Origin of the sequence: Actinoplanes sp. NPDC049118, from assembly GCF_040648555.1 — a bacterium.
Classification (GTDB): domain Bacteria; phylum Actinomycetota; class Actinomycetes; order Mycobacteriales; family Micromonosporaceae; genus Actinoplanes.
The window spans coordinates 73,012-98,125 of record NZ_JBEZDY010000030.1; the positions used below are offsets into that span (position 1 = coordinate 73,012).

Here is a 25,114-nt window from a genome sequence, read left to right on the forward strand (position 1 = left end):
CACGGTGCGGTCGTACCGCCGCGCCGGCCGGGGCGCGGGTCAGTCCCCGATGTGCGGGCCCAGCAGGGTCAGGTCCGCGGGCGAGAGCCGGTCGCGGGCGGTCTTGGCCTGGTGCCAGTACGGGTACAGCAGCGGCGGCGCGCTCGCCTCGTCGAGCCGGGCCCGCTCCTCGTCGGAGAGCTTCAGGTCGGCCGCGGCCAGGTTGTCGGCGAGCTGCTCGCCGGTGCGCGCCCCGATCACCAGCGAGGTGACGGCGGGCCGGCCCAGCAGGTACGCGAGGGCCACCTGGGCCGGCGAGACGCCCCGGTCGGCGCCGATCGACACCAGCACCTCGACCGTGTCGTAGAGCCGCTCCTGGTCGTACACCGGCGGCTCGTTCCACTCGGTGAGCTGGCGCGAACCGCCGGACGGGCGCACGCCGCGCCGGTACCGGCCGGAGAGCAGGCCGCCGGCGAGCGGGCTCCACACGAGCACGCCGAGCCCCTGGTCGACGGCGGCCGGGATCAGCTCGTACTCGGCGTCGCGGGACTGCAGCGAGTAGTAGATCTGCTGGCTGATGAAGCCCGGCAGCCCGCAGCGGTCGGCGGTGCCGAGCGCCTTCATCAGCTGCCAGCCGGCGTAGTTGGACGCGCCGACGTAGCGGACCTTGCCGGCCCGCACAAGCGAGTCGAGGGCCGCGAGGGTCTCCTCGAGCGGCGTCTGGCCGTCCCACTCGTGCACCTGGTACAGGTCGATGTGGTCCATCTGAAGCCGGCGCAGGCTGGCCTCGCAGCCGGCGACGATGTGATGCCGCGAGAGGCCGGCGTCGTTGGGCCCCGGCCCCATCGACATCCGCACCTTGGTCGCGACGAGGATGTCGTCGCGGCGGCCCCTGAGGACCTCGCCGACGATCTCCTCCGAGAGCCCGCTGGAGTAGACGTCGGCGGTGTCGATCAGATTGACGCCGGCGTCGAGACACAGGTCGACCTGGCGGCGGGCCTCCGCCACATCGGTCGAGCCGACGTCGGCGAAGTCGCCCTTGCCGCCGAACGTCATGGTGCCCATGGTGAGCACGGAGACACGTAGACCGGACCTGCCGAGCGCACGATATTCCATACCGCCACCCTAAGGCGGCCGCGGCCGGGCGGCGCGCTCAGCGCAATTCCGTCACGGCTTCGGCGACCCTGCCGCGCAGCTCCTCCGGCAGCGGGGCGTAGCCGACCCGGGCCGCCTCGGCCTGGCCACGCGGGCTCACTCCGGCGATGGTCGCGTACGCCAGCGCCTCCGGCACCAGGATGGCGCACACCGTCAGACCCGCGATCAGGTCACCGCGCAGCCATCCGGCCCGGTATCCGCGCAGCGACGTGAGGACCGGCAGGCCCCCGACCCCCGCCCTCAAGGCGTGACGATGGGGAACGCCGGGTCCGGGGTCTCGATCACGGTTCGATCCTCGAACGGCAAGTCGATCATCGTCTCCCCCACCGGCGGTAGTGATCCGGGCGGCATCCCGCATGGACGCGCGGCGCACTCCGGCGAAGCATCGATCCGGATGGCCGAACCCATTTGCGACGATACCGGCCCAATCAGGCGCCGGCGCGGCAGTAGCCGATGTGGTCGGGAATCCGGATCCGGCCGGCGCCCGCGGCTCAGTCCAGGAAGTCGGCCAGGGCCGGCGAGTCGCCGGCGTCGTGCGCGGCGAGCAGCTCCGCGAAACGCTCCGACGCCATGATGCGGACGCCGAGCTGCTCGGCCTTCGCGGCCTTCGACCCGGCGCCCGCGCCGACCACCACCAGGTCGGTGCGCGCCGAGACCGAGCCCGACGACCTGCCGCCGAGATGCTCGACCGCCTCGTTGCCCTCGTTGCGGGTCAGGCCCGGCACCGAGCCGGTGACGACGACGGTCATCGGCTTTCCGTCCTCCCGGCGCAGCGGCAGCGGCGCGGACTCCGCGCCGGCCGGGGCGGCGGTGCGCCCGGCCGGGCCGGGCACACCGGGCTCGGTCATGTTGACGCCGCGCTCGGTGAGCTTGGCGATGACCGGGGCAAGGTCGATCAGCTCGGCCGCGATGGTCGCCGCCCGCTCCGGGCCGACGGCCTCCACCTGCTGCAGCTCCTCGACCGTCGCCGACGTCAGCGCCGCCATCGAGCCGAAGTGCCGGGCGAGGCGGCGTGACATCGAGCGGCCGGTCATCCGGACGCCGAGGCCGGTGAGCACCCGGGACAGCGGCTGCGTCTTGGAGGCCTCGATGTTCGCGACCAGCTTGGTGGCCGAGGTGCGGCCGAGGCGGTCGAGTTTCGCGCACGCCTCGGCGTCCAGGTCGTAGAGGTCGGCCGGGTCGGTGACCAGGCCCGCCGCCACCAGGCCGGCGATGACCTTGTCGCCGAGGCCTTCGATGTCCATCGAGTCGCGGGCCGCGAAGTAGGCCAGCGACTCCCCCGCGCCGCAGGCCCGACCCTGCAAGCAGCGCCAGCGCTTCTGGCTGCGGTCGATCTCGCCGCCGCAGCGCGGGCAGAGCTCGGGCGGGGTGAACGGCTGCGCGTCCGCGGGGCGCTCGTCGAGTTTCGCGCCGGTGATCTCCGGGATGACCTCGCCGGCGCGGCGGACGAACACGGTGTCGCCGACGCGGACGTCGCGGCGGACCAGGTCGCCGAAGTTGTGCAGCGTCGCCGAGGTGACGACCACCCCGCCCACCTGCACCGGCTCCAGCACCGCGACCGGGGTGATCACGCCGGTGCGCCCGACCTGCACCTCGATGGCGGCGAGCCGGCTGGTGCGGGTGTCCGCCGGGAACTTGTGCGCGATCGCCCAGCGCGGCGCCCGGCTGGACGAGCCGGCCCGGTCGCGGTCGGCCGGGTCGTCGGCCTTGACCACGGCGCCGTCGATGTCGAAGCCGAGGGTGCCGCGGGCCGCGCCCATCGCCGCGATCGCGGCCACCAGGTCGTCGATCGTCGCGCACCGCGGCATGCCCGCCGGCGAGGCCGCGGTCGTGGCGACGCCGAGGTCGCCGATCGCGGCCATCGCGGCGGAGTGGGTCAGCCCCTCGCCGCCGGGCAGGTCGTGCACCGCGTAGGCCAGGAAGGACAGGGGCGCGTCGTAGGCGCGGTCCTGGGCCCGCAGCGTGCCGGCCGCGGCGCTGCGGGGGTTGGCGAAGGGCTGGCCGCCGTGTGCGACCCGCAGCTCGTTGGCGCGGGCGAAGTCGGCGTCGGTCATGAAGACCTCGCCGCGGACCTCGACGGTCGCCGTGCTCGTGAGGGCGGCGGGCAGGCCGGCGACCAGGCGGGCCTGCGAGGTGACGTCCTCGCCGGCCCGGCCGTCGCCGCGGGTGGCGAGCTGGCGCAGCCGGCCGTCGACGTAGCGGGCGGCGACCGCCATGCCGTCGATCTTGGGCTCGACCGTGTAGCCGTGCACCGGGTGGCCCAGCACCCGGTCGAGGCGCGCCGCCCAGGCCCGCAGCTCCTCGGCGTCGAAGACGTTGTCGAGGCTGAGCATCGGGGTGCTGTGCTCGACGTCGCCGCCCGCGATGCCCGCGCCGACCGCGGTGGTCGGCGAGCCGGCCTCGGCCCAGCTCGGCTCCGCGCGCTCGGTGGCGGCGACCCGGGCCAGCAGGGCGTCGTAGGTGGCGTCGTCCATCGCGAGGTCGCCGCCGGCGTAGTAGACCTCGGCGGCCGGCCGGATCCGGGCGATCGCCTCGCGGTACTCCCCGACCGTGTCGAAGCGCGCGGCCTTGGCCGCGTCGACGACCGGCGCGACCTCGTGGTCGGTGCCGTCCGGTCCGGCGGAGGGGCGCTTGGTCGGCATGCGGGACTCACTTCCTCAGGACGCGGAGAGACGATCTCCGGGGAGACGTGTCCTTGATACCGCACGGGTACGACAGAACCCGTCGGGGCGCGGCGGAGGCCGGGCCTGGAAAGCGCCCGCCGCGAGCCGCGGACCCCGCCGGGTCCGTTGAATCCCGGCGGGGTCCGCGTCGGAACCGGGCCCGCCCCGCCGCGTGCGGGGCGGGCGGGTCCCGTTCAGCCGGCGAGCGCGCAGGTGTTCGCCAGGTCGCCCGACGCCGGGCGGGCGACCGTGCGGCTGGGTGCCGGCGCCTGCCACCGCTCGACCCAGCCGGTCAGCGCGGTGAAAGCGTCGCGGAAACACGGCAGGATCGGCCGCAGCCGGTCCGGATAGGTGTCGTAGAGGCCGTCGACGTGGTTGCCGCCCTCGATCCGGTAGTACCGGAAGATCCGGTCGCGGTGCTGCTCGCGCACCATCGCCGCGTACACGTCGGAGTCCTTGCCGATCGGCAGCAGCGCGTCGAGGGTGCCGTGCAGGGTGATCAGCGGCCGCCCGATGCGGCCGGTGAGCGCGATCCGGCCGATGGCCGCGCGCACCGCCGCCGGGCGGGCCGCGTAGTCGTAGTCGGCGTCGCAGGCGGGGGTGCCCGGCGCGCAGAACGGCGTGCCGGCCTCGGCCGGGCCGTCGTAGTCCGGGTCGAGTTCCTCGCGGTAGATCCGCTGGGTGAGGTCCCAGTAGACGCGGTGGTGGAAGTCCCAGAGGAATTCCGAGCCCGGTGCGAACCCCGCGGCGATGACCTCGGCGGGCCGGTCCTGCGGGTACGCCCGCAGCACCGGGGGCAGGAAGGTGAGCAGGTTGGGCCGGTCGGGATGCCAGAGCGTGCCCTCCCAGTCGACGCCGCCGTCGTACAGCTCGGGATGGTTCTCCAGCTGCCACCGCACGAGGTAGCCGCCGTTGGACAGGCCCGCGGCGTAGGTGCGCAGCGGTGCGTGTCCGTAGCGTCGCGCGACCGTCGCGCGGGCCGCCCGGGTCAGCTGGGTGACCCGGTGGTTCCACTCCACGATCGCGTCGCCGGGGCGGCGCCCGTCGCGGTGGAAGGCGGCGCCGACGTTGCCCTTGTCGGTGGCGGCGAAGGCGTAGCCCCGTGCGAGGACCCAGTCGCTGATGGCGAAGTCGTTGGCGTACTGCTCGCGTACGCCGGGCGAGCCGGCCACCACCAGGCCGCCGTTCCAGCGGTCGGGCAGGCGCAGCACGAACTGGGAGTCGTGGTTCCAGCCGTGCGTGGTGTTGGTGGTCGAGGTGTCCGGGAAGTAGCCGTCGATCTGGATGCCGGGCACCCCGCTCGGGTTGCGGGCGCCGGCCGGGGTCAGCCCGGCCCAGTCGGCGGTGTCGGTGTGGCCGCCGGCAACGGTGCCGGCGGTGGTCAGGTCGTCCAGGCACGCGGCCTGTTGCCGTTCGGCGCCCGGGACGGTGGGCGCCGGCCGGCCGGCACACGGGGCCGGGTGCGACGGCGGTACGGGTACGAGGACGGCCGCCAGCAGGACGGCAGCGGCGCTGAGGGAAGGCAGCATCCCGTCATGCTCCGGCGCGTTCGTCGTCCGGACCATGGCCGTCGACCACACTGTCGGAGCGCCCGTCATGGGTGGCGAGCCGGTGCAGGCGCAGGGCGAGACGGAGCTCGAGGCCGCGCTCGGGCTGCTGCCACCCGTCGCCGAGCACCTGCCCGATGCGGGCGATGCGCTGGGTCACCGTGTTGACGTGGATGTGCAGCACCTCGGCGGCCCGTACCGCGTTGGCGCCGGCGTCGAAGTAGGACTCCAGCGTCCGCACCAGGGCCGTCCCGCGCCGGCGGTCGTACTCGAGCAGCGCGCCTATGGTGTCGGTGACGAACGCGCCGACGTCGCGCTCGGCGCCCACCAGCAGCCCGACGAAGCCCAGCTCGGCGGCGCTCGCGCCGTCGCCGGCGCGGCCCAGCGCCTGCAGCGCCGAGGCACAGCGGCGTGCCTCGGCGAAGGCGGCGGGCACCGGCCGGATCCCGGTGATCGGCCCGGTCCCGCCCCCGGTGACCGGCCCGCCGAGGTAGGCGCCGAGCTCGCGGACCACCCGGCGGGCGGCCTCGCCGGGATGGTCGCCGCCGACCAGCAGGACCACGTATCCGTCGCGCTGCGCGGCGAGCCCGCCGCAGGCCGCCGCGTGCGCGGAGCTCCACTGCGCGGCCCGCTCGCGGTGCCGGGCCGGGCAGGAGACCACGACCAGGACGTGCGCGGCGTCGAGGTCGACGCCGAGGCGCCGGGCCCGCTGCCGCACGGTCACCGGGTCGTCCACCCGCCGGCTCAGCAGGTCCTCCAGCAGCTCGCCGCGCACCCGGCCCTCGGCCTGCGCGAGGCTTCGCCGGAAGAGCAGCAGCAGCGCGGTCACCACCCCGGCGCGTTCCAGGATGCGGGTGTCGGTCTCGCTCAGCTCGCCCGGCGCGCGCAGCACGAGGGTGCACAGCGCCTCGTTGCCGGCGCCCGCGGCGAGCAGCCAGTGCTCGCCGTTGCGGGTCGCCCGGCCCAGGCCGCGGCCCGCCACCGCCGCCGCGGCCAGCGAACCGACCCCGTCGATGTCGCCGACGGCGGCGAGGCAGTGCCCGTCGGCGTCCAGGATGGCCAGCTCGCCGCCGAGCACCTCGGCGACGACGGCGGCGAGGCCGTCCAGGTCGCCGCCGCGCAGGATCACCTCGGCCATCCGGTCGTGCGCCTCCGCGGCCCGCTCCAGCGACTCGCTGTGCCGGCGGACCACGGTGTTGACCGCGCCCAGCTCGGCGAGCGCCGCCCGGGTCTCGCCGAGCAGCCGGGTGTTGTCCAGCGCGACGGAGGCGTGCGCGGCGAGCGAGCCCAGCAGCGTCACCTCCTCGCGGGTGAAGGGCCGGGCGCTGCGGTTGGCGGCGAAGAGCACGCCGAGCACCCGGCTGCCGAGGCGCATCGGCACGCCCAGGATGGCGACCAGCCCCTCCTCGGTGACGCCGCCGTCGATCTCGGCGGTGTGCTGGAAGCGCGCGTCGGCCGCGTAGTCGGCGGTGACGTACGGCGCGGCGGTCTGCGCGACCAGGCCGCCCAGGCCGGCGCCGAGCGGCAGCCGGAGCCGCTGGAAGCGTGCCGACACCGAGCCGTAGGTCACCCGCATGTAGGTGTCGCCGCGCTGCTCGTCGTTGAGGGTCATGTAGGCGACGTCGGCGTCGAGCAGCTCGCGGGCCCGGCGCACGATCGCCTCCAGTACGGCGTCGAGGTCGCGCAGGGTCGCCAGGTCGCCGACGGTGTCGACAAGCGCGCTGAGCTCCGCCTCGCGGCGCCGCCGGCGCTCCAGCAGCGCCCGCACCTGCAGCGCCAGGGCCCGCAGCTCGTCCAGCTCGGCCAGCTCCGCCGGCGGGCGGCCCTGCGCCCGGGCCTCCAGCAGCGGACGCTCGAACTCGACCGCGGCGGCCTCGCGCAGGAGCAGGTCGAGGAACGCCGCGGTCAATGTGCGGTCCATCCGCCGTCCATCACGACCGAGGTGCCGGTGACGTAGGACGCCTGCGGCGAGCACAGGTACGCGACCAGGTCGGCCACCTCGGCCGGCTCGACGAGGCGCTTGATGGCCACCGGCGTCAGCATCACCTGCTCGACGACCTGCTCCTCGTCCAGGCCGTGCCGGGCCGCCTGCGCGGCGATCTGCGCCTCGACCAGCGGCGTCCGCACGTACGCGGGGTTGACGCAGTTGGACGTCACCCCGTGCTCGGCGCCCTCGAGCGCGATCACCTTGGAGAGGCCCTCGAGGCCGTGCTTGGCCGAGACGTACGCCGCCTTGAACGGCGAGGCACGCAGCCCGTGCACCGACGAGATGTTGACGATCCGGCCCCAGCCCCGCGCGTACATGTGCGGCAGGCTGCGCCGCACCAGCCGGAAGGGCGCCTCCAGCATGAGCCGCAGGATCAGCGAGAACGTCTCGGGCGGGAACTCGTGCAGCGGCGCGACATGCTGGAGCCCGGCGTTGTTGACCACGATGTCGACGTCCGGGTCGATGCGGTCCACCGCGGACAGGTCGGAGAGGTCGACGGTCTCGGCGATGCCGCCGATCTTCTCGGCGACGCGGGCCGCCGCGTCGCCGTCGCGGTCGATGACGACGACCCGGGCGCCGGCCGCCGCCAGCCGTTCCGCGCAGGCCCGCCCGATGCCGCCGGCCCCGCCGGTGACGACGGCGGTCCGTCCGGCCAGGCTGTCGCCGGCAGTGCTGGTGTCCATGATGCCCCTCAGCGCGAAGTCGTCGACGTGGTGTGAACGGGTGCGGCCGGCGCGTCCCCGGCCGGCGGGGGTGGCTCGGCGGCAGGCCTTCGCGCCGCGCGGGACACGGCGGCGCCGAGCTGCCGCGCGGCGCCCCAGAGGCCCTGCCGGAACAGCAGGACCACGAGCACGAAGACGGTGCCGGTGACCAGGCCGATGCCGTTGAAGCCGGAGGTGGAGAGGTAGTCCTCGAGGAGCACGACCAGGGCGGCGCCCAGGGTGCTGCCCCAGAGCGTGCCGATGCCGCCGAGCACGACCATCATCACGGCCTTGCCGGAGGTGGTCCAGTAGACCTCCTGCAGCGACGCGAAGCCGTGGCTGATCGCGAACAGGCCGCCGGCGAGGCCGGACAGGGCCGCCGAGAGCACGAAGGCCAGCAGCTTGTAGCGGTCGACCGGATAGCCGATCGCCCGGGCCCGGGCCGGGTTGTCGCGGATCGCGACCAGCACGTGGCCGAACGGCGAGTGCACGATCCGCCACAGGCAGAAGAGTCCGAAGAGGATGATCGGCAGCCCGGCGTAGTAGAAGACGAACGGATCGCTGAGGTCCGCGCCGAAGAGCTCGCGCGGTATGCCCTGCAGGCCGTTCTCGCCGCCGGTGACGTCGCGCCACTGGTTGGCCACGAAGTAGACCATCTGCGCGAACGCCAGGGTGACCATCGCGAAGTAGATGCCCGTGTTGCGCACGCAGAGATAGCCGATGGGCAGGGCGAGCGCGGCGGCGAGCGCCGCGCCGCCGAGCACGGCCACCGGGAACGGCAGCCCGCTGTGTATGGCGATCAGGCCGGAGGTGTACGCGGCCGTGCCCCAGAACGCGGCGTGGCCGAAGGAGAGCAGGCCCGTGTAGCCGAGCAGCAGGTCCACCGCCGCCGCGAACAGCGCCCAGGTGACGATGTCCATGGCCACCGGCGGGTAGATCAGCCAGGGCAGCGCGAGGGCGAGCGACAGCCCGGCGGCCAGCAGCAGCCAGCGCAGCGGTCGGCGGCCGGCGGGTTCGGTGTGGTGCAGCAGCAGCCGGATCACGTGCGGGCCTCCTCGCGTCCGAACAGCCCCGCCGGCCGCCACAGCAGCACGCAGGCCATGATGATGAAGATCAGTGTCTGGGACAGCGCCGGCACGTACAGGTTGCCGAGGGACTGCGCCACGCCGATCGCGAAGCCGGCCACCACGGAGCCGAACACCGAGCCGAGGCCGCCGATCACCACCACGGCGAAGACGGCGATGATCAGGTCGGCGCCCATCAGCGGGTTGACCGCCCGCATCGGCGCGGCCAGCACGCCGGCCAGGCCGGCGAGGGCGACGCCGAACGCGAAGACCGGCGTCACCCAGCGGCCGACGTTGACGCCGAGCGCGCCCGTCAGCTCGGGGCGCTCGGTGGCGGCCCGCACCACCATGCCGACCCGGGTCCGGGTCAGCACCAGCCAGACCAGGGTGCACAGCACGACCGCGGCGGCGAGCACGAACACCTGGTACGCCGGGTAGTCGAACAGGCCCAGGTCGATCGAGCCGGAGAGCTCCGCGGGGCGCGGGTACGGCTGGGACTGCACGCCGTACTCGCGCTTGACCGCGTCCTGCAGCACCAGGGTCAGCCCGAAGGTGAGCAGGAAGTTGTAGAGCGGATCGAACGGGGTCAGCCGCCGGATCAGGGTGCGTTCGAGCAGCATGCCGAGCAGGAACAGCGTCGCCGGCACGAGGAACAGCGCCGCCCAGAACGGAATGCCGAGCTCGGCCAGGGCGAGGTAGGCGCCGAACGCGCCGAGCATGAAGAACGCGCCGTGTGCGAAGTTGACCACGCCGAGCATGCCGAAGATGACGGCCAGGCCCAGCGCCAGCAGCGCGTAGAAGCCGCCGCTGACCAGCCCGTTGAAGCACTGCTGCAGGAAGCTGGTCACAGCGTGCAGCCGCCCGCGGACTCCGGCCGGAACGCCTCGGCCGCCGGGATGGTGCGCAGGATCCTCTCGTAGTCCCAGTCGGTGGTGACCTCGCTCTTCGGCTTCACCTCGGCCAGGTAGACGTCGTGCACGACCCGGTGGTCGCCGGCCCGGACGGTGGCGTTGCGGGCGAACACGTCGTCGTACCTGTAGCCCTCCAGCTGCCCGACGACGGCGTCCGCCGCGTCCGTGCCGGCCCGCTGCACCGCCTCCAGGTACTGCAGGGCGGCCGAGTAGTTCGCCGCGTGGGCGAACGACGGCCGGGTCTGCGTCTTGGCGGTGAACCGGTCGGCCCACTGCCGGTTTCGGTCGTCGAAGTTCCAGTACCAGGCGTCGGTGAAGGTGGTACCGGCGAACGCGTCCGGGCCCAGCGAGTGGATGTCGGTGATGAACATGAGGCCGACCGACAGCTTGATGCCCTGTTCCCGCAGCTTGAACTCGTTGTACTGCTTGACCAGGTTGACCAGGTCGCCGCCGGCCTGCATGGCGCCGAGCACGTCCGGCTTGGGCTTGAGCCCGGGCGCCTTGAGCAGGAAGGTGGAGAAGTTGTCGTTCGGGAACGGCGTCGGGTCCTTGGCGACGACGGTGCCGCCGGCCGAGCCGATCGCCGTGCTGAACGATTTCTCCATGTCCTGCCCGAACGCGTAGTCCGGGTAGACGATGTACCAGTTCTTGCCGCCCTCCCGGGTGACCGCCGACCCGGTGCCGTTGGCGAGCATGTACGTGTCGTACGCGTAGTGGAACGTGTACTTGTTGCACTGCTTGCCGGTGAGCTCGGTGGTGGCGGCGCCGACGTTGAAGTAGAGCTTCTTCTTCGCCTTGGCCACGCCGGCGACGGCGAGCGCCGCGGAGGAGGTCGGCACGTCGAGGATCGCGTCGGCCTGCTGGCGGTCGTAGAGCTCCTGTGCCTTGGAGTTGGCGATGTCCGGCTTGTTCTGGTGGTCGGCGGAGACGACCTCGATGTCGGAGCTGACCGCCTTGTCGCCGTACTTCGCCTGGAAGTCGGCGACGGCCATCTTGACCGCCTCGATGCTGTTCTTGCCGGACAGGTCGGCGTAGACGCCGGACTGGTCGTTGAGCACGGCCAGCACGATCTTGTCGTTGCTCACCTTGGCGCCGGCATCGCCGCCGGGGCCGCCGCGGCCGCAGCCGGCGACCAGCAGCGTGCCGGCGGCCAGAGCGGCGGTGAGCGCTCTGGTGGTCTTTCGCATGGGGAATCTCCTTGGGGGCGTGGAGGAGGGGTCAGATGCCCAGGTACGCGAGCAGTTCGTGTTCTCGTTGCCGGACCGCGCCGTTGTCGAGCGTCTCGACGACGCGGCCCTCGGACAGCAGGTGGTGTCGGTCGGCCACGGTGGTCGCGAAGTGCAGGTTCTGTTCGATGAGCAGCACGGTGACGCCGGCGGCCTTGATCTCGCGCAGGATGTCGCCGATCTGCTGCACCAGCAGCGGCGAGAGGCCCTCGGTCGGCTCGTCGCAGAGCAGCAGCCGGGCGCCGCTGCGCAGGACCCGCGCCAGGGCGAGCATCTGCTGCTCGCCGCCGGAGAGCTGGGTGCCCGCGAAGCGCCGCCGCCGCGCCAGCACCGGAAACGTGTCGTAGATCCGGGTCAGCGGCCAGGGTTCCGGCCCGACCACCGGCGGGAGCAGCAGGTTCTCCTCGACGCTCAGGGTGGCGTACACGCCGCGGTCGTCGGGCACGTACCCGATGCCGGCGCGGGCCCGGCGGTACGCCGGCCGGGACGCGAAGGCGGTGTCGCCGAGGAAGGCGAGGCGCCCGGAGGAGTGCGCGTGCAGGCCCATCAGGCAGCGCAGCAACGTCGTCTTGCCCGCGCCGTTGCGCCCGACGAGCGTGACGATCTCGCCCTCGGCGACGGCGAGATCGACGTCCCGCAGCACCTGAGCCTCGCCGTACCAGGCGCTGAGTCCCTCAACGGTCAGCATGGGATTCTCCGAGGTAGGCGGTGATCACGCGGGGGTCGGCGCGTACCTCGGCGTAGCCGCCCTCGACCAGGACCGTGCCGTGGGTGAGCACGGTGACCCGGTCGGCGAGGTTCGCCACCACGCGCATGTTGTGCTCGACGAGCACGACGGTGCGGCCGGCGCGGACCTGACGGATCAGCGCGATGGTGCGTTCGACGTCCTCGGCGCCCATGCCGGCGGTGGGCTCGTCGAGCAGCAGCACCCGCGGGTCGAGGGCCAGCGCCACGGCCAGTTCCAGGGCCCGTTTGCGGCCGTAGGCCAGGGCGGCGGCGGGCACCTCGGCCGCGTCGGCGAGCCCCACGTCGTCCAGCAGGGTGAGCGCCCGTTTCCGGAACCGGCCCAGGCGGCTCTCGGAGCGCCAGAACCGCCAGCCGAGACCGGTCGGCGCCTGTAGCGCCAGCTCGACGTGCTCGCGGGCGGTGACCTGCGGGAACAGGGTGGTGATCTGGAACGAGCGCGCCACTCCCAGCCGGGCCACCCGCTCCGGCGCCAGCCCGGTGACGTCGTTCCCGTCGAGGGTGATGCTCCCCCGGCTCGGGCGCAGGAAGCCGGTCAGCAGGTTGAACAGGGTGGACTTGCCGGCACCGTTGGGCCCGACGAGCGCGTGCACGCTGCCGGCCGCGATGTCGAGGTCGACCCCGTCGACGGCATGGAATCCGCGGAACTGCTTGGCGAGCCCGCGGGCCTGGAGTATCGGCGGCAACCTGACCCCCTCCGGAGACCGGGGCGACGGCGACGCCCTGTGATGCGCAACACTATTGGCGGAACGACAGCACACGCCATGTGGAATACGCACACATCTGAACGCAATTCAGTGGGGGACGTCACCACGTCGCGTAACCCGCTGTTCACCAAAACGGCGCCCGAAATGGGCGATCCAGTGTGGTCTCGGCACATGTGGAAGTTTAGTTCCGGCATAAGTTTGCAGCGGACATGAATATTCGTCCGAACATCCATGGCAATCCGATCTTCGCTTGCGGACCATGGAGCGGTGTCCGGACGCCACCGTAGAACCTTCAGCCTGACCGTGATCCTCGCCTCGGCCCTGGCCGCCGTCGTCCTCGTCGGCGGCGGCTCCTGGCTCGGCTACGAGCAGCTCTCCGCAAAGGACTGTTCCGGCCAGGTGAGCCTGGACGTCGCCGCGGCCGCCGAGATAGCCGCGGCCGTCCGGACGGCCGCCGACGCGTGGGTCGAGCAGGACGCCCAGGTCGACGGCGTCTGCGTGGCGGTGAAGGTCAAGGAGCTCGAGCCGGCCACCGGCGCCGCCGCCATCGCGCAGCGGCACGGCGTCACGCTCACCGGGCTCGGCGGCGCGCCGGGCCAGGCCGAGGTGCCGGACGTGTGGATCCCGGACTCCTCGTCCTGGCTGCTGCGGGTGAGCGCCGAGGCCCCAGGCTTCTCGCCGACCGACCGGGAGCCCGTCGCCGAGAGCCCCGTCGTGCTGGCCATGCCGGCACCGGTCGCACAGACGCTCGGCTGGCCTGCGAAGCAGCTGACGTGGCAGGAGATGCTCGCCGCGCTGACCGGCGGCAAGACCCTGCGCCCCGGCATCGTCGACCCGACCCGGGACTCCGCCGGCCTGTCCGGCCTGCTCGCCCTGGGCGCCGCGGCCGGCGACGACGCCGCGGGCACCAAGACGAAGGTCGGCGCGCTGCGGGCGCTGGCGGCGAACAGCTCGAGCATCCGCCAGGACCTGGTGGAGAAGTTCCCGGGCTCGGCGCAGGACGTGACGACCGCGCTGAGCGCCGCCCCGCTGTCGGAGGAGGACGTGGTCGCGTACAACGCGACCAAGCCGCCGGTCCAGCTCGCGGCGCTCTACCTCGACCCGGCGCCGGCGGCGCTGGACTACCCGTTCGCGATCATGCCGGAGGTCGACCCGCAGAAGGCGGCGGCCGCCGCCGCCCTGCACGGCGCGCTGCGCGGCGCGACCTTCCGCAACGCGATCGCCGCGGCGGGGCTGCGCAATCCCGACGGCTCGGCCGGCGCCGGCTTCGCCGCGCCCGAGGGCGCGCCCCAGGCGGCCACCCCGGTCGTGCAGGCCTCGCCCGACGCCAGCCAGGCGGCCGCGATCGCCAGCAAGACCACCGCCGCGATCAGCCAGGTGCTCGGCAGCTGGACGGCGATCACGCAGCCGGGCCGGGTCCTCGCCGTCTTCGACGTGTCCGGCTCGATGCTGACCAAGGTGCCGACCGCCGGCAACCTCACCCGCAACGAGCTCACCAAGCGCGCCGCGGTGGAGGGGCTGTCGCTCTTCGACGACCGGTGGGCGGTCGGCAACTGGATCTTCTCCACCGACATGGTCGGCAAGCGGCCGTGGAAGGAGCAGGTGGCGATCAGCCCGCTGACCTCCGCACGCAACAAGCTCAGCGAGGCGATCCAGAACATGGAGCCCAAGCGGGACGGCGACACCGGCCTGTACGACACGGCCCTGGCCGCGTACGAGAACGTGCAGCAGAGCTGGCAGCCCGGCCGGGTCAACTCGGTGCTCCTCTTCACCGACGGGGTGAACGAGAACCCCGGCGGCCTCACCCGGGGCGCGCTGCTCGCCAAGCTGAAGAAGCTGCGCGACCCGAAGCGCCCGGTCCGCATGGTGATCATCGGCATCGGCACCGGCGTCGACCGCGACGAGCTCACCGCGATCACGAACGCGACCAGCTCCGGCGGCGTGTTCATCGCGGAGGACCCGGCCAAGATCGGCGACATCTTCCTGCGCGCGATCGGCAGCCGCTCCGGCGCCTGACGAGCCATCGGGTGATGGTGCGCCTGCTGCCCCGGCTCACCCGGACCGGGGCAGCAGGCCGTCTCAGGGCCGGCGTCAGGCGATCGCGCAGGCGACGCCGTTGAGCGTGAACGCCGTCGGCCTGCCGCTGTCGCCGGTGTGCGTCGCCTGCAGGCCGATGCCGGTCGAGGCGCCCGTCGCCAGCGCGCCGTTGTACGAGACGTTGCGGGCGGTGACGGCCCCGCTCGACGGCGCGTACGTCGCGTTCCAGCCCGAGGTGATGACCTGCCCGGCGGGCAGCGTGAAGCCGAGGGTCCAGCCGGTCAGGGCCGGCCCCGTGTTGGTGATGGTGATCGACGCGGTCAGCCCGGTGTTCCAGGCGTTGACCGTGTAGCCGACCCGGCAGTCACCCGCCGGCGGCGGCGTGCTGGGCGAGGGCGGCGGCGTGGTGGCCGAGCCGCTCGGGTCCGGCACCGTCGGCGCGTCGAGGCCGAAGAACGCGATCGCGCGCTCGGCCATGCCGCTGGTCGGCAGCGAGTGCCCCACCCCGGCGGCGCTGATCGCCTCGACCGGCGCCGCCGTGCCCGAGGACCCGTACCGGGTGCGGGTCCAGCCGGACTGCGGCGAGTCGGTGAGCACCGGCGTCTGGCTGACACCCAGCACGTTCGTCCACTGCTTGATCTCCTCGGCGAAGTTCGGATAGCGCAGCGTCGCGTCCTCGGTGCCGTGCCAGAGCTGCATCCGCGGCCGGGCACCGGAGTATCCCGGGTACGCGGCCCGGACCAGATCGCCCCACGCCTGCGGGGTCTTGGTGACCTGCCCGTTGGCGCAGGCGCTGTTCCAGCCGGAGCCGTCGGTGGTGGCGAAGCAGCCGAACGGCACGCCCATGAACGCCGAGCCGGCCCGGAACACGTCCGGGTAGTCGCCGAGCAGGACGTTTGTCATCATCGCGCCGGACGAGGCGCCGGTGACGAACGTGCGGGCCGGGTCGGTGCGGTAGCGGTTCTGCACGTAGCGGACCATCGAGACGATGCCGACCGGATCGCTGTTCCCGTCGTGGCGCAGCGCCCCGGGCGAGGAGACGTCGAAGCAGTTGCCCGACCTCGTCGCCGACGGATAGACGACGATGTAGCCGTACCGGTCCGCCAGGGACGCGAACTGGGTTCCAGAATGGAAGGCCGGGCCGGAGCCGGTGCAGTAGTGCACGGCCACGAGCAGCGCCGGGTTGCTCGGCAGCCGGTCCGGGACGTACAGGTGCATCCGCAGGCCGGTCGGGTTGGTGCCGAACCCGGTGACCTCCTGCAGCGAGGCCGCGGCCGCCGGCGTGGCCGGCAGCAGGGTGGTCGAGGCGACGATCGCCGCCGCGGCGGTGGCCACCGCCAGTAACGCGTGAGCGAGTCTCTTCATGGCATTCCTCAGATCCGGGGGCGGGGCCCCGGCGCGGGGGGATGGCGCCCCGCGCCGGGGCGGTCTGGTCAGGACGCGGCGCAGGACGGGGTGGCGCTTGGCCCGGTTCCGGTGCCCTGGAAGCCGAACTCCGTGTTGCCGCCGGCCGGGATCCGCGGGTTGTAACTGGCGTTGGCGAAGCGGACCGTCCCGCTGCTGCCGCCGGCGACCGCGTTCCAGGTGTTGGTGACCGTGGCGCCGGACGGCAGGGTCAGCGTCACCGCCCAGCCGTTGACCGCGGCGGAGCCGGCGGTGACCCGGATCGCGGCCGTGAAGCCGCCGTTCCACTGGTTCAGGGTCACGCTCGCGGTGCAGCCGCCGCCCGTCGGCGGGGTGGTGGGCGGCGAGGTCGGCGGGCTGGTCGGCGGAGTCGTCGGCGGCGTGGTCGGCGGGGTGGTGGGGTTCGTCGGCGGTGCGCCGTTCAGGGCGTCCAGCGCGGCGGTGTACGCGGCCTTCTTGTTCCCGCTGCCGTCGAACAGCAGCGGGGTGCCGCTGGACCGCCACGAGTCGGTGTCCCGGATGCCCCAGACGGTGATGCCGATGCAGCGCGGGACGGCGATGCAGTCGGTGACGACGTTGCGGTAGGAGGTGGCCTGCGCGGTGCCGGATCCCTCGATGTCCAGCTCGGTGATCGCCACGTCGACGCCGAGGGCGGCGAAGCTGGACAGCGTGGTGCGGTAGTTGCTCGGGTACGGCGAGTTGCTGTTGAAGTGCGACTGGAAGCCGACGCAGTCGATCGGCACGCCGCGGGACTTGAAGTCGCGGACCATCGTGTAGACGGCCTGCGTCTTGGCGTGGCTCCAGTCGTCGGTGTTGTAGTCGTTGTAGCAGAGTTTCGCCGCGGGGTCCGCGGCGCGGGCGGCGCGGAACGCGGCCTCGATCCAGTCGTTGCCGGTGCGCTGCAGGTTGGAGTCGCGGCGGGCGCCGCTGCTGCCGTCGGCGAAGGCCTCGTTCACCACGTCCCAGGCGGACAGCTGGCCGCGGTAGTGGGTGGCGACCTGGGTGACGTGGTTGAGCATCGCGTTGCGCAGCGCGGTGCCGGACATGTTCTGCATCCAGCCGGGTTGCTGCGAGTGCCAGGCGAGCGTGTGGCCGCGGACCTGCATGCCCTGCGCCTTCGCGTGGCTGACGATCCGGTCCGCATTGGTGTAGCTGAACTGGCCCTGCGACGGCTCGGTCGCGTCGATCTTCATCTCGTTCTCGGGCGTGACGCTGTTGAACTCGCGGTTGAGGATGCCCACATAGGTCGAGTCCGACAGCTTGTTGGCGGCCACGGCGGCGCCGAAGTACCGGCCCGACGCCGCCGCCGAGGCGCCCAGCGTGGTGGCGGCGTCGGCGGAGGACGCCAGCGCCACCGCGGCGCCGGCCGCGACGACGCTCGCCGCTATCAGGGTGGTGGCCACCCGGAGCGGGGATCTCCGGGTGGCACTTGCGGGGACGGAGAACTGGTTCATGCGGTGCGCCTTTCTCAGTTGGGAGCGCTCCCAGATACCGGACGGGGACAGCGGGGACGGAACGTGACGGATCAGAGGGTGCGTGCGATGGCGGCGGCCGCCGCCGCGCCGTGGTACTTGCGGACCAGGTGCAGGCACAGGTCCAGGCCGGCCGGCCCGTCGGCCGCCGTGAAGATCGGATCGTCGTCGACGTAGCGCACGCCGGCCGCGGTACGCACGCGCGGATAGCGGCGCCGCAACTCCTCGGCGTACGCGGGGCAGGTCGACACCCGCCGGCCGTCGAGCAGGCCCGCCGCGGCGACGGTCAGGACGGCCTCGCCCACCGCCAGGATCCGGCAGTTGCGGCGGGCCGCGTCGCGCAGCGTCCCGGCCACCTCCGCGCCGTCGTGGTGCGCGTCCCGGGTGGACGGCGCCACCGCGAGGATGTCGGCCCGCGCCAGCAGGTCACGCCCGGCGAAGGGCAGGCCGACGGCGGCGAACGAGAGATCGAAGACCGGGCCGCCGAACACGGCACGGTACGTCGCCAGCCCGGCCCGCCCGCCGCTGGGCGGCACCAGCACCGCCACGTTCGTCATGGTCGTCATCGGCGGAACAGCCGATCGGGCACGGAGTCGGCGATCGCCTGATACCCGGCGGGGTTGAGGTGCAGACGGTCGCCGGTGTCGTACGCCGGCAGCAGACGCCGCCGCCCGATCGGGTCACGGACCGCCGCGTCGAAGTCGAGCACGGCGTCGAAGCGCCCGGAGCGGCGGATCCAGTCGTTGACCGTGCGGCGGGTGCCCTCGCGCAGCCCGTCCGCGTCGTCGTAGTTGGTGTTGCCGCCGAACGGGGTCACCGTCGCCCCGTACACCTCGATGCCGCGCGCGTGTGCCCGGGTGACGATCTGGTCGAACGCGGCCACCAGGTCCTCGCCGACCTGGCGCTGCGCGTCCACCGTGGCGACGGCCGTACCGATGTCGTTGACGCCCTCGAAGACGATCAGCCGGTCGGCGCCGCCCAGCGCGAGCACGTCGCGGTCCAGCCGGCCCAGGGCGTTCGGCCCGAGGCCGTCCTGCAGCACCCGGTTGCCGCCGGCCGCCTGGTTGAGGACCGCGACGTGCCGCAGCCGGGCCTTGAGCCGGTCCGGCCACCGGTCGTTGCCGTTGGTCGTCGAGCCGCGCCCGTCGGTCAGCGAGTCGCCGAGCACCACGGTCGCCGTGCCGGCGGTGCGCACCTCCACCCCGCTGAGGAAGTACCAGTGGTCCACCGGGGTCGCGCCCGGCAGCTCCGCGGCGGCGAGATGCTCGCCGCGCAGCAGGTGCGAGGTGGTCCGCGAGCCGGGGTGCGAAGTGATGGCCGCGGAGGCCTGGCCGGTGGCCAGGTAGGCGGTCACGGTGAGGTTGGTCAGCGCGGGCACGTCGAGGTCGATCGGGTCCGAGACCACCTGGGCGCCGACCGGCACCGAGGCGCCCGGCCGGCCCGAGAAGGTGACCACGCGAGCCGAGCCCGGCACGATCGCGCTCGCACCGGCCCGTCCGTCCAGCGGCAGCGCGACGGTGACGCCGGTGATCGGCAGGACCGCGCCGCCGAAGGCGTTCGAGAAGCGCACCCGCACGGACGAGCCGGCGATCGAGGTGTGCACGGTCTGCCGCAGCGTGGCGTCGGCCAGCACCACGCCGTCGGCGTTGAACGGCGCCGGCGGCATGTTGCCGGGCTCGGTCAGCTGCGGCATCGACACCCAGGTGTGCAGCCAGTCCCTGGGCCGCGGCCGGTTGTGGTGAATCGTCGCCGCCGAGGCGGCCGCCGCCGCACCGAGGCTGAGCAGCGATCGGCGGTTCATCGGACCCTCCGGCTCTCGGGCGGGCCGAGGTAGCTGTACCTGACTCCCCCGGTGTCGACGATCAGGCGCTGCACGATCACGGTCGGATCCACCATCCAGAACTTGAGGGTGTGCGTGCCCACGGCCGCGACCGTGTGCGTCGTGGTCGTGACGTTGGCGTTGTCCGAGGTGTTGCGCTCCCACTGCCGGTTCATCGTGGTGTCGTTGGCGCCGGTCGCCGTCGTGATGTTCACCGTCTGCGGTGCGTCGCCGTCCAGCGAGACCGCGTACTTGAGCCCGTCCGTCGGGCGCACGTTGTTGCGCGGCGACAGCACGGCCGTGACCTTGACCGGGCCGGTGCTGGTCAGCGTCATCGCGTACTCGAGGCGGGCACCGGTCCCGCCCAGCGGCGTCATGCCGTTGCCGGTCTTGCCGATGCCGGGCAGCAGCCGCCAGTCGCCGACGGCACGGCTGTAGTGGTCGGCCTCCATCGCGACGTAGCCGTTCGCCTCGACGAAGCCGCGGGGGCGCAGCACCGGGTTGTCGATCGGCGCCTGCACCACGGTGCTCGCGCCGCCCGGCCCGGTCACCGTGATCGGCACGGTGGTCCGGCCCTTCGGCGCCCGGGACCAGTCGACCCGCACGGTCGCCCGGATCTCCTTCTCCACCCGGCCGGCGGCCGGCGTGACGTGCACCCACGGCACGGCCGGGCTGATCCGGTACGCGAACGGCGTCGTTCCGGTGTTGTACACGTCGATGTACTGCGCGGGCTGCGCCTGGTACGGGCTGAACGCGGGCAGGGTGACCGGGTCGCCGCCGTCGAGCGCGACGCCCATCCCGGCCGCCGCGGGCAGCTCGATCCGCTTCAGGTACGGGTAGATCTCGTCCGGCAGCGCCACGTTGTCCTTCTCCGGCTGCTGCCACGGCGCGTTCGGGCCGTACCGGGCCACGTTGCCGTACCCGATCTTGGGTTGGAGCTGCCAGTCGCGCCACTTCCCGCCGGCCAGGGCGGTGTTGTAGTACGCGTTGAGCGCCTGGTCGTCGGCGAACCGGGCCTCGGCGACGTCGGCCAGGTCGTTGGTGGCGGCGCGGCCCTGCGCGGCGTACCTGATGTTGGTGAACTCCGCGCGGCGCAGCGCGTACAGGTTGGCGGTCGCCTTGACCTGGTAGTAGACCAGCTGGAAGTAGGCGTCCTGCCAGGCCGCGGGCACCGCGGCCTTGATCCGGTCCGCGCGGGCGCCGAGCCGCTGCCACTCGGCGGTGACCCGGTCCAGCTCGCCGTAGTCGGTGAGGCTGAACGGGCTCGCCTCGTCGTCGTAGTTGATCTGCGCGGTGGCGGGGTCGATGGTGATCCGCCGGTTCAGCAGCTCGGGCTTGCGCCGCGACTGCAGGTGGCCGTAGTCGCCGAGCAGGTCCGCGATCGGGGCGGCGAGCCCTGGACCGAAGTTCTGCGCGGCGTACTGCCGCTCCCACTCGCCGAGCCGCGAGAGCGGCCAGGCGGCGGGGTTCCAGGCGTAGTCGAGGAAGAACTGGGTCGGCTGCTCCTCGTTCTTCAGGTCGCCGACGTTGACCATCCACAGCCGGTCCACCCCGGAGCGGTACGCGAGGTCGAGCTGCTCCCAGGTGTTGGTCAGGTTGATCGTGTCGACCCACTTGTAGTTGCGGCCGCCGCCGACGTAGTCGAAGTGGTAGTACATCCCGTATCCACCGCCGCGGGGCGGCAGCGAGGCGTCCGGCAGCTTGCGCAGGTTGCCCCAGTTGTCGTCGCAGAAGACCACGGTCACGTCGTCCGGCGGCCGGTAGCCGCCGTCCCAGTAGCGCTGGACCTCCTTGTAGAGGGTCTGCACCTGCGGCGCGCCGATGAGTCCGGTGTCACGCAGGATCCCGCGCTGCGTGTCGATGATCGAGTCCATCAGGTCGATGCCGTCGCCGTCGGGCAGGCTCACGTCGCCGTTGCCGCGCATGCCGAGCGTGATGACGCCCTCGATCCTCTGATCGGCCATCCGCTGCGCGCCGTCGCGCCAGTACGCCTTGATGGCGTCCGGGTTGCGCCGGAAGCTCCACTCGCCGGTACCGGTGGGATGCCGGTTCCACTCCTCGATGCCGCGCATCATGGGCGCCTCGTGCGAGGTGCCCATGACGACGCCGTAGTACGAGGCCGTGGCGTGGTTCTGCGGGTCGTCCTCGGCGAACGCGCGCCCCCAGACCGCCGGCCACAGGTAGTTGGCGCGCAGCCGCAGCATGGTCTCGAAGACCCGGGCGTAGTAGGCCGCGTTCAGGCCGCCCGGGTAGCCCGGCGCCTTGCCGGGCCCGAAGTAGCCGGGCGCCCAGGTGCCGGTGGCCGGGTTCTCGTCGTTGATGAAGAAGCCGCGGTACCTCACCGCCGGCGTGCCCTGGGTGTGGCGCCCGGGCAGCACGCAGACGGCGTCGGAGTGGCGCACCGGCACGTCGTCCCAGAACCGCCACGGCGAGACGCCGATGCGCTTGGACAGGTCGTAGGCGCCGTAGATGGTGCCGCGCTGGTCGCTGCCCGCGATGACGAACGCCCGGCGTACGCCCGGCAGCGGGTTGTCGACGACCTGCTCGACGGTGGTCTCCCAGCGGCCGGCGAGGCCGCGGACGTCGAGCTTGCCCGCGGCCACGAGGCGGTCGATCAGCGGGCTCTTGCCGACCGTGCCGACCAGCACCGGATCCCGTCCGCCGGGGATCCGGTCGTGTGCGACCACCGGCGTGACCCCGGTGACCGCCGCGATGTCGGTCTGCAGGTCGTCCAGGACGCGGATGACCCCGGCGTGGTCGCCGGCGCTGACCACCAGCGGGGCCGCGCGGCCGTCGGCGACGAGCGGGAAACGGCCGCGGCCGGGCAGCGCGGAGACGTAGCCGCCGCGGTCCGCCGAGGCGAGAACGTCCTCCGGTGCGGCCTGCGCGACGGCCGGCACCGCTACGAACAGCGGCGCGGCGAGGGCCGCGAGGGCGAGAAGAGCCTTCATGGGTACGCCGTTCCTATCGAAGGAGTCGCAGCGGGACCGCGGCCGCCAGCACGGCCATGCCCGCATCGTTGGGATGCAGGTGGTCGCCGCTGTCATAGGCCGGGGCCAGCCGCAGGGGGTCGGTGCGGTCGCGGATCGCGGCGTCGAAGTCGATCGCCGCGTCGTACTCGCCGCCGGTGCGGATCCAGCGGTTCAGCGTCGCGCGTTTCCGCTCGTTCTCCGCTGAGTAGAAGCCGAGGGTGTCGCCCTTGAACGGCAGGACCGTGGCGCCGTACGCCGACAGCCCGGCCTCGTGGGCGCGGGCGATCAGCTGCCGGTGCCCGGCGATCAGGTCGTCCGCGGTGACCGTCTCGTCGGCCGGCGCCGCCGTGCCCGGGTGGCCGAGGTCGTTGACGCCGAGCAGCACGATCAGGAAGCGCGCACCGGGCTGGGCGAGCACGTCGCGGTCGAAGCGGCGCAGCGCGCTCTGTCCGAAGTACGCCGCGTAGGCCTCGGCGCCGCTGCCCGCGGGCGGGTTGGGGTCGTGCAGCAGCCGGTTGCCCGAGACGCCGAGGTTGACCACCCCGCGGTCGATGCGGGCGTCACGCAGCCGCCGGGCGAGCAGGTCGGGCCACCGGTGGTTCAGGTTCGCGACGGTGTCGGCGCCGTTGGTGATGGAGTCGCCGAGCGCGACGGCCGCCCCGGCGCGGCGCTCGACGCTGACGCCGGAGAGGAACAGGTTCTGCGCGAGCACGGCCGTCGGCGTGACGGTCGGGGCCGCGGTGACGTTGCCGGCCGCGATCACGTTGTCCTGATAGGCGAACGCGGCGAGGGTGGTGACGGGGGTACGCCGCGGCAGGTAGAGGCTGATCGCCAGCTCCGTGCCGGCCGGGACGTGCAGCCGGACCGGGTCGCTGACCAGCGGCGCACCGGCCGGGATCGTCGCGGCGGCACGTCCACCGAAAGTCACCCGCCGATCGGTGCCGGGCAGGGTGTCGGTGCTCGCGCCGTCACCGGACCGGCGGGCGACCCGCACCTCGCCGACGAACAGCGGCCGATCGCCGAACTCGTTGGTCAGCCGGACCCGTACCCGCTCGCCGCCGGCGCTGACGTGCACGACGTGGCGAACGGTCCGGTCCTCGAGGACGGTCGGCGCGCCCGGCGGGATCGTGGTCGGCACGGCCGCCCAAGTCGCGGTCCAGCCCGCCGGTTCGCGGCTTCCGCCCGCCGCCGCGGCCTGCGCGGGGGCCGCCGCGGCGAGCGCGGCGCCCGAGGCGAGCGCGAGCACTTCGCGTCTGGTGGACATGCGTCTCCTTCGTCGGCCATGGCGTCGTGGCGGGACGGAGTTCCGGAAGTTTCGGCAATACTCCAAGCGATTTCTCGTAACATAGAGGCAGGTCGAAGTCTCGTCAAGAGACTGTTACGTCCCAGATCACCGCGTTGTTTTCATTGATCTTCACGGCTGTCCGTCCACGTTGTAGCCGGTTGACCGAGGCGCAGCACTGGCCTATCTTCCGGACACGTAACGGAATTTCTCGGAATCTTCGAAACCCCTGCGCCGCGGGTCCCCACGGCCGCCTGCGCAGGTCTGGGAAGGACGGTCCGACAGTGAGAATCCACAGAATTGCGAGTGCGCTGGCGCTGGCGTCGCTGGCGCTGGTCGCCGCCTCCCCCGCGGCGGCGACACGACCGGCGGCCACGATGGAACAACCGGCACCCGCTCGGGCGGGCGCACCCGGCGGCGACGCCGGACTACGGGTCGCCGCCGACCGGGCCGGCCTGCGGATCGGCACCGCCGTCGACACCACCGCGCTGGCCGACGACGCGCCGTACCGCGAAGCGACGGCGCGCGAGTTCAACTCCGTGACGCCGGAGAACGTCATGAAATGGCAGCTGGTGGAGCCGGTGCAGGGCACCTACGACTGGGCGGCCGCGGACGGGCTCGTGGACTTCGCCCGCGCGAACGGCCAGAAGGTGCGCGGCCACACGCTGGTCTGGCACAGCCAGAACCCGTCCTGGCTGACCGAGGAGGCGTTCACCCCCGCCGAGCTGCGCGCGCTGCTGCGCAAGCACATCATCGACGAGGTCTCGCACTTCAAGGGCCGGGTCTACCACTGGGACGTGACCAACGAGATCTTCAACGACGACGGCACCTGGCGCGACACCATCTGGCTGCGTAACCTCGGGCCCGGCTACGTCGCGGACGCGTTCCGCTGGGCGCACCAGGCCGACCCACGCGCCAAGCTGTACCTCAACGACTACAACAACGAGGGCGTCAACGCCAAGAGCGATGCGTACCACCGCCTCGTGAAGGAGCTGAAGGCGCAGCGGGTGCCGGTGCACGGCTACGGCGTGCAGGGCCACCTCGCCGTGCAGTACGGCGTGCCCGGCGACACCCTGACCAACCTGCGCCGGTTCGAGGCGCTCGGCCTGGAGAGCGCGCTGACGGAGGTCGACGTGCGGATGCCGCTGCCGACCGATCCGATCAAGGTGCAGGCGCAGGTGTCGGGCTTCAACTCACTTCTGCAGGCCTGCCTGCTGGCCCGGCGCTGCGTGTCGTACACGCTCTGGGGCTTCACCGACCGCTACTCCTGGGTGCCCGGGGTCTTCTCCGGCGAGGGCTCGGCCACCCCGCTGGACGAGGACCTGGTGCGCAAGCCGGCGTACTACGCGATGCGCGACACCCTGACGCTGGCCGGGCGCTGAACCCCCGGGCGGAGCCTGTGCCATACTCCCGGAACCGGGTCCGAAACTTCCAGCCCGGGAGG

The 25,114-nt window shown here is 72.9% G+C and carries 18 protein-coding genes and 1 pseudogene; 2 read left to right on the plus strand and 17 right to left on the minus strand.

Annotation, left to right across the window (positions count from 1 at the left end):
• Nucleotides 1-39 precede the first annotated feature (39 nt).
• The 11 genes and pseudogenes from AB0B58_RS35080 to AB0B58_RS35130 form a co-directional block, all read right to left on the minus strand.
• A complete protein-coding gene (locus AB0B58_RS35080) occupies nt 40-1,095 on the minus strand; it encodes an aldo/keto reductase (protein WP_360232962.1) in 1,056 nt (351 codons plus the stop codon).
• Nucleotides 1,096-1,132: 37 nt separating this feature from the next.
• Entirely contained in the window at nt 1,133-1,378 is a 246-nt protein-coding gene (locus AB0B58_RS35085; RefSeq protein ID WP_360232965.1) for a SulP family inorganic anion transporter, read from the minus strand.
• 247 nt (nt 1,379-1,625) lie between these two features.
• Nucleotides 1,626-3,776: an NAD-dependent DNA ligase LigA gene (ligA, locus tag AB0B58_RS35090; RefSeq protein ID WP_360232968.1), complete on the minus strand. Its 2,151-nt coding sequence runs from the start codon at nt 3,774-3,776 to the stop codon at nt 1,626-1,628.
• A gap of 215 nt (nt 3,777-3,991) precedes the next feature.
• Nucleotides 3,992-5,326 (minus strand): tannase/feruloyl esterase family alpha/beta hydrolase, encoded by a 1,335-nt coding sequence (locus tag AB0B58_RS35095; RefSeq protein ID WP_360232971.1) that lies wholly within the window; start codon nt 5,324-5,326, stop codon nt 3,992-3,994.
• A 4-nt stretch (nt 5,327-5,330) separates the two neighbouring features.
• Nucleotides 5,331-7,265, minus strand: coding sequence for a GAF domain-containing protein (locus tag AB0B58_RS35100; RefSeq protein ID WP_360232974.1), 1,935 nt, complete (start codon nt 7,263-7,265; stop codon nt 5,331-5,333).
• On the minus strand, nt 7,250-8,014 hold the full coding sequence (locus AB0B58_RS35105; protein ID WP_360232976.1) for a 3-hydroxybutyrate dehydrogenase: 765 nt from the start codon (nt 8,012-8,014) through the stop codon (nt 7,250-7,252). Before AB0B58_RS35105 ends, AB0B58_RS35100 begins: the two co-directional genes overlap by 16 nt.
• Nucleotides 8,015-8,139: 125 nt before the next feature.
• Nucleotides 8,140-9,075 (minus strand): annotated as a pseudogene (locus AB0B58_RS35110) (branched-chain amino acid ABC transporter permease); the annotation flags it as partial.
• Nucleotides 9,072-9,944 carry a branched-chain amino acid ABC transporter permease gene (locus tag AB0B58_RS35115; protein WP_360232978.1) on the minus strand — a complete coding sequence of 291 codons (873 nt, stop codon included), beginning with the start codon at nt 9,942-9,944 and terminating at the stop codon, nt 9,072-9,074. The gene AB0B58_RS35115 and the pseudogene AB0B58_RS35110, both read right to left, overlap by 4 nt.
• Complete coding sequence (locus tag AB0B58_RS35120; RefSeq protein WP_360232981.1) at nt 9,941-11,194, minus strand: ABC transporter substrate-binding protein; 1,254 nt, start codon at nt 11,192-11,194, stop codon at nt 9,941-9,943. The genes AB0B58_RS35115 and AB0B58_RS35120 overlap by 4 nt, the downstream gene beginning before the upstream one ends.
• Nucleotides 11,195-11,225: 31 nt before the next feature.
• Nucleotides 11,226-11,921 carry an ABC transporter ATP-binding protein gene (locus tag AB0B58_RS35125; RefSeq protein ID WP_360232984.1) on the minus strand — a complete coding sequence of 232 codons (696 nt, stop codon included), beginning with the start codon at nt 11,919-11,921 and terminating at the stop codon, nt 11,226-11,228.
• A complete protein-coding gene (locus AB0B58_RS35130; protein WP_360232987.1) occupies nt 11,908-12,663 on the minus strand; it encodes an ABC transporter ATP-binding protein in 756 nt (251 codons plus the stop codon). Before AB0B58_RS35130 ends, AB0B58_RS35125 begins: the two co-directional genes overlap by 14 nt.
• A gap of 288 nt (nt 12,664-12,951) precedes the next feature.
• Between AB0B58_RS35130 and AB0B58_RS35135 the strand changes: the two genes are divergently transcribed.
• Nucleotides 12,952-14,700, plus strand: a complete 1,749-nt coding sequence (locus tag AB0B58_RS35135) for a VWA domain-containing protein (RefSeq protein ID WP_360232990.1) — start codon at nt 12,952-12,954, stop codon at nt 14,698-14,700.
• 75 nt (nt 14,701-14,775) lie between these two features.
• Here AB0B58_RS35135 and AB0B58_RS35140 read toward each other — a convergent pair whose 3' ends face one another.
• The 6 genes from AB0B58_RS35140 to AB0B58_RS35165 all read right to left on the minus strand — a co-directional run bounded on the left by AB0B58_RS35140 (nt 14,776) and on the right by AB0B58_RS35165 (nt 23,652).
• The gene (locus tag AB0B58_RS35140) at nt 14,776-16,086 is read right to left on the minus strand and encodes a PHB depolymerase family esterase (RefSeq protein ID WP_360232993.1); all 1,311 of its coding nucleotides are present in this window, start codon (nt 16,084-16,086) and stop codon (nt 14,776-14,778) included.
• Nucleotides 16,087-16,154: 68 nt separating this feature from the next.
• A complete protein-coding gene (locus tag AB0B58_RS35145; RefSeq protein ID WP_360232996.1) occupies nt 16,155-17,579 on the minus strand; it encodes an endo-1,4-beta-xylanase in 1,425 nt (474 codons plus the stop codon).
• A gap of 71 nt (nt 17,580-17,650) precedes the next feature.
• Nucleotides 17,651-18,163 (minus strand): DJ-1/PfpI family protein, encoded by a 513-nt coding sequence (locus AB0B58_RS35150; RefSeq protein WP_360232999.1) that lies wholly within the window; start codon nt 18,161-18,163, stop codon nt 17,651-17,653.
• Entirely contained in the window at nt 18,160-19,398 is a 1,239-nt protein-coding gene (locus tag AB0B58_RS35155; RefSeq protein ID WP_360233002.1) for an SGNH/GDSL hydrolase family protein, read from the minus strand. Before AB0B58_RS35155 ends, AB0B58_RS35150 begins: the two co-directional genes overlap by 4 nt.
• Nucleotides 19,395-22,367 (minus strand): glycosyl hydrolase 115 family protein, encoded by a 2,973-nt coding sequence (locus AB0B58_RS35160; RefSeq protein ID WP_360233005.1) that lies wholly within the window; start codon nt 22,365-22,367, stop codon nt 19,395-19,397. The genes AB0B58_RS35155 and AB0B58_RS35160 overlap by 4 nt, the downstream gene beginning before the upstream one ends.
• A 13-nt stretch (nt 22,368-22,380) precedes the next feature.
• A complete protein-coding gene (locus AB0B58_RS35165) occupies nt 22,381-23,652 on the minus strand; it encodes an SGNH/GDSL hydrolase family protein (RefSeq protein WP_360233008.1) in 1,272 nt (423 codons plus the stop codon).
• A gap of 302 nt (nt 23,653-23,954) precedes the next feature.
• Between AB0B58_RS35165 and AB0B58_RS35170 the strand changes: the two genes are divergently transcribed.
• Complete coding sequence (locus tag AB0B58_RS35170; RefSeq protein WP_360233011.1) at nt 23,955-25,052, plus strand: endo-1,4-beta-xylanase; 1,098 nt, start codon at nt 23,955-23,957, stop codon at nt 25,050-25,052.
• Nucleotides 25,053-25,114 lie beyond the last annotated feature (62 nt).

Excerpts from the sequence above, each read along its gene's own strand:
- AB0B58_RS35145 (WP_360232996.1), bottom strand. The coding sequence starts at position 17,579 with ATGAACCAGTTCTCCGTCCCCGCAAGTGCCACCCGGAGATCCCCGCTC.
- ligA (WP_360232968.1), bottom strand. The coding sequence starts at position 3,776 with ATGCCGACCAAGCGCCCCTCCGCCGGACCGGACGGCACCGACCACGAG.
- AB0B58_RS35155 (WP_360233002.1), bottom strand. The coding sequence starts at position 19,398 with ATGAACCGCCGATCGCTGCTCAGCCTCGGTGCGGCGGCGGCCGCCTCG.
- AB0B58_RS35165 (WP_360233008.1), bottom strand. The coding sequence starts at position 23,652 with ATGTCCACCAGACGCGAAGTGCTCGCGCTCGCCTCGGGCGCCGCGCTC.
- AB0B58_RS35095 (WP_360232971.1), bottom strand. The coding sequence starts at position 5,326 with ATGCTGCCTTCCCTCAGCGCCGCTGCCGTCCTGCTGGCGGCCGTCCTC.
- AB0B58_RS35080 (WP_360232962.1), bottom strand. The coding sequence starts at position 1,095 with ATGGAATATCGTGCGCTCGGCAGGTCCGGTCTACGTGTCTCCGTGCTC.
- AB0B58_RS35120 (WP_360232981.1), bottom strand. The coding sequence starts at position 11,194 with ATGCGAAAGACCACCAGAGCGCTCACCGCCGCTCTGGCCGCCGGCACG.
- AB0B58_RS35150 (WP_360232999.1), bottom strand. The coding sequence starts at position 18,163 with ATGACGACCATGACGAACGTGGCGGTGCTGGTGCCGCCCAGCGGCGGG.
- AB0B58_RS35160 (WP_360233005.1), bottom strand. The coding sequence starts at position 22,367 with ATGAAGGCTCTTCTCGCCCTCGCGGCCCTCGCCGCGCCGCTGTTCGTA.
- AB0B58_RS35100 (WP_360232974.1), bottom strand. The coding sequence starts at position 7,265 with ATGGACCGCACATTGACCGCGGCGTTCCTCGACCTGCTCCTGCGCGAG.
- AB0B58_RS35140 (WP_360232993.1), bottom strand. The coding sequence starts at position 16,086 with ATGAAGAGACTCGCTCACGCGTTACTGGCGGTGGCCACCGCCGCGGCG.
- AB0B58_RS35105 (WP_360232976.1), bottom strand. The coding sequence starts at position 8,014 with ATGGACACCAGCACTGCCGGCGACAGCCTGGCCGGACGGACCGCCGTC.
- AB0B58_RS35125 (WP_360232984.1), bottom strand. The coding sequence starts at position 11,921 with ATGCTGACCGTTGAGGGACTCAGCGCCTGGTACGGCGAGGCTCAGGTG.